At 41.6% G+C, this 4,356-nt stretch carries 2 protein-coding genes; one reads left to right on the forward strand and one right to left on the reverse strand.

Features of this window, described 5'->3' with window-relative positions; translation table 11 throughout:
* Positions 1-402: 402 nt before the first annotated feature.
* Positions 403-1,674: an ATP-binding protein gene (locus tag DW917_RS16290; RefSeq protein ID WP_118120425.1), complete on the reverse strand. Its 1,272-nt coding sequence runs from the start codon at positions 1,672-1,674 to the stop codon at positions 403-405.
* Between the two features lie 404 nt (positions 1,675-2,078).
* Here DW917_RS16290 and DW917_RS16295 point away from each other — a divergent pair, with 404 nt between their 5' ends.
* Positions 2,079-4,040, forward strand: a complete 1,962-nt coding sequence (locus DW917_RS16295) for an alpha-amylase family glycosyl hydrolase (protein ID WP_118120427.1) — start codon at positions 2,079-2,081, stop codon at positions 4,038-4,040.
* Positions 4,041-4,356 lie beyond the last annotated feature (316 nt).

The raw sequence follows: 4,356 nt of genomic DNA on the forward strand, positions 1-4,356 counted from the left end.
AACAAAAGCCCAAATCTGCTATTTTTTGCTTTTTTAGTCATTCTTTTTCCCTAAAACCTTGGAAGTTACGAGGAATAGTCGTATTTTTGCATCACAAATCAGTTAAACGTTTTAAAAGGAGATGGATATGAAACGAGCAGAAGACAAGTATCAACGGCCACAGAACTTCCACTGGAGGAAATTCAGAAAATGAGGGAATAATGGAATATCCTTCTCTGCCCAGGTATATTTTTCTCCCTGCCCACGCAAGATTTTTTCCGTGGGCAGGGAAAAATAAAAGTGGGTACAGGGACGAAAAAAATGAAACCAAATTCCTCGAAAATTACAGACGGAAGAAGAAGCGCTTCTTTGCAACTTAACAATGCGATTCGTTAGAGCTTATAATGTGCTTTCTTTGAGGAATTAGTCTTTCAGACAACCAATAGGAACCACAAATACACCATCTTTTCTTCGATAAGCAAAATCGCCTGTTCCCGTGAGTACCATCATGAAGGAAGGCTCATTCATTTTTTCTGTATTAATTTTGCCTGCAAGAGTTAGAAGATTTGCAGCACCCTCGTTGATGAGTTTATCGCCACCTAATTTTACTTCAACAAGTCCATATTTTCCATTGCGTAGATGCACCACGGCATCACATTCCAACCCGTTTTTATCACGATAATGATACACTTCTCCATCCAAAGCGTCAGCAAAGACTCGTAAATCTCGAACACAAAGGGTTTCAAAAAAGAGTCCCATCGTATTGAGATCATTGATAAGATCTTTAGGACCTAATCCCAATACTGCCGTTCCTATAGATGGATCAATGAAGTAACGGGTATTTGCTGTACGGATAGACGTCTTAGAGCGCAGGTTAGGATTCCAGGCTTCAGAATCTTCTATGACAAATATCTTGCGCAAAGCTTCCAAATAGCTGCCTGCGGTCTTCACGCTAATTTCATTTTCATCATTTGTCATCATATCTGCCACAATCGTGCCAATTGTTGCTTGCGAACCTTGATTCCGGGCGTATGAACGCAAGAGCAATCTGGTGGTTGTTGCGTTGCGATTCACTCCATCCACACGCGAAACATCTTTTTTGATGACTGCATCTACATAATCAAAGGCTTGCTCCAAGGCAGCTTTATCTTGTAAACTACAAGCAAATGGCCATCCACCTCGACAAATGAGATACGCCAGGTCGTCTATCTTCAGTTTGTTAATAGCAACTATCTTTTCTGGTGTTTCAAATAGATTTGCCAAACTTACCTTTCCATTTGATTCACCTGACTCATAAAGACTCATAGGGCGCATAGTTAGCCAACTGAATCGCCCTGTTCCTGAATGATGCATATCCTTTTCATCAGCCGGAACTGCGGAACCAGTCAAGACAAACTGTCCTACGTCATGACGATGGTCAACTTCAAATCTGATGGCATCCCAAAGTTTGGGTGCCAGTTGCCATTCATCAATAAGCCTTGGCGTTTCGCCCTCCAATAAAACAGAAGCATCTATCTCTGCCATCTGTAGATTGGTTTCCAATGAGGCAGGATTATCCATATACAGGATACTATTGGCCTGCTGTTCGGCGGTGGTAGTTTTTCCACACCATTTGGGACCTTCTATCAAAATAGCTCCCTTGCTTGCCAATTTCTTTGCCAGCATTTGGTCTGCAATTCTATGTTTGTATTCCATATTTCAAATATTTGTTGATTCGCATGCAAAGATACAACTTTTTTTCAATATTTCCTCAGTTGGCTGAATTTTATTTCCTCAGTTGGCCGAATTTCGTTTCCTCAGTTGGCCGAATTTCGTTTCCTCAGTTGGCCGAATTTCGTTTCCTCAGTTGGCTGAATAATACCTCAAGGCTGAAATAGGTGAGCCCAAGATACTATGGGTATAAGTCAAAATGGCAGTCATCATGTAGATGTAATTCCACTTTATGCCATGAGCAATTTGTGCAAACGTTTGCATAATTTATTCACTTGATTTGCATCAATCAATGATACAGGCTAATCAAAAATATCGTATCTTTGCCACCGTAATAACAATACAAACCTATACGATAAAAATAGATTAACAATCAAAAGTATATTAACATGAAGAAATTATATTTCACCCTCCTCGCCGCAATGGCACTCACTCTCGGAGCTTGTTCAAGTAGCAACGACCCTGATATTCCAGAGCCAACTCCTACTCCTACCCCAACTCCTGAACCAGAGCCTGAGCCAGAACCAGAGCCTGGTCTCACTTCACAAGGTTGGGCAAACGACTATAGCGGTGTGATGCTGCAAGGATTTTCCTGGGATTCTTATAATGAGTCACAATGGAAGGTCTTAGCCAACCAAGTTGATGACCTGAAAGGCTACATTGATCTTGTATGGCTTCCACAAAGTGGAAAATGTATGGAAACCACCCAGGTGATGGGCTATATGCCATATTATTATTTCAATCAGAACTCATCATTCGGATCTGAGGCTGAACTCAGAAGTCTGATTACCAAGTTTAAAGCCGCTGGTATAGGTGCTATTGCTGATGTAGTCATCAACCACCGCAATACGGAGGGCTGGTATAATTTCCCTGCTGAAACATACAAGGGAGTAACCTACCAGATGCAACCTACAGACATCTGCAAGAACGATGATGGTGGAGAAACTGCTACACAAGCAGCCAAAGATGGTGTAAGCCTCAGCCAGAACAATGATGAAGGTACAGACTGGAAAGGTTGCCGTGACATCGACCACAAGAGCGAAAATGTGCAGAAGGTAATCAAAGCATATCTGAAATATCTGAAGGATGATTTAGGTTACACCGGTTTCCGCTATGATATGGTGAAAGGTTTCGATGGTAGCCATGTTGCCGAATATAATGATGCCGTAGGTGTAGAATATTCTGTTGGCGAATATTGGGATGGTAACGACAAAATAGAAAGTTGGATAAACAGAACCAACAAGAAGAGCGCAGCCTTCGACTTCCAGTTCCGTTATAATGTTCGTGACGCTATAGGCGTAAGAGATAATAAGGTTGTTGCAGCTCCAAACTGGACAAAGTTGAGCAGCAACGAAAATCTTATGCACGATGCCAATTATCGTCGTTATGCAGTTACTTTTGTCGAGAATCATGATACCCAGTATCGCTCTGCAGATGAGCAGTTGGATCCTCTTAAGCGGGATACGCTTGCAGCCAATGCCTATATGCTCGCCATGCCAGGAACACCTTGTATCTTCCAGCCACACTGGAGAGATTACAAGCCTGAGTTGAAGGAGATGATTGCTGCTCGTAAATATGCTGGTATCACCAATATGAGCAATTACGCAAACAAGAAATGCCAAAATACCTTATATGTCAATGAAGTGACTGGTACGAAGCACAAACTTCTTGTGGCTGTAGGTAATGATGCTGATAAATATGCAGGAGAAACAGGCTATACGAAGATTCTTTCCGGTTATCACTATGCCTATTTCCTCTCTAATGATGCAGAAACCTCTTGGACCGACATGCCTTCTGGCTCATACGAGGAAGGTTTCAAGACCACACTTACTGCAGTCAGCCAGACAGAGGGAGCTAAATTGGTTTATACCTTGGACGGCTCTACCCCTACTGCAAAGAGCACAACTGTAGAAAGTGGTAAGGAAATCAGCATCAATAGTACTTGTACCTTGAAGGTTGGATTGCTTGTGAATGGTGAAGTTAGAAATATCGCCACACATCAATATACGATTGAGAAGTTCAAGGCATATAAATTTATGGTTTATGTAAATGCCGATGCTGTGAAATGGAATCCATTATACTGCTATACATGGAAGAAAGCTCCATCTGTTAAGTGGCCTGGTGAAAAGATGACAGAAACAAAGACCATTGGTGGAAAGACATGGTACTACAAGGAAGTCAGCATTGATAATGCAACCGAGTTGGTGAATATCATATTCAATAATGGTACAGATAAGCCGCAGACTGTAGATATAACAGGTCTCACCAGTACGGCTTACTTTGAAATCGAAGCATCCAAGGAAGGATTGAAATATAAAGTGAAGGATGTTACAGCAGAATACAATAAATAGCATTTAGTTTAGGCATACAATTTTTATTAGTTAGTTGGTTTTGTTTTAGGTTTAAAAGAGGTATTCCCAAAAAGCGTTTTCGGGCAATACCTCTTTTGCTATTTTATAAAGTCAAGAAACGCATTAAGCAAGGTTGCATTGCCCAAATTACGGCCCTCAGTTTGGGCACTTATTGCCCGCCTCGTGAGCAACGGTTGCTCATCTCATGTTCATCGGTTCCCCATCACGTGATCCCCGAGGGACCGCTTGAAGGGCATAGCAGGACTTAAGTCATCCTGACTTTTCCTGATTTCTGTAGACACTTTTTTACTTTATA

This window comes from Prevotella sp. AM42-24 (genome assembly GCF_003461825.1).
In the GTDB taxonomy this organism is placed as follows: Bacteria; Bacteroidota; Bacteroidia; order Bacteroidales; family Bacteroidaceae; genus Prevotella; species Prevotella hominis.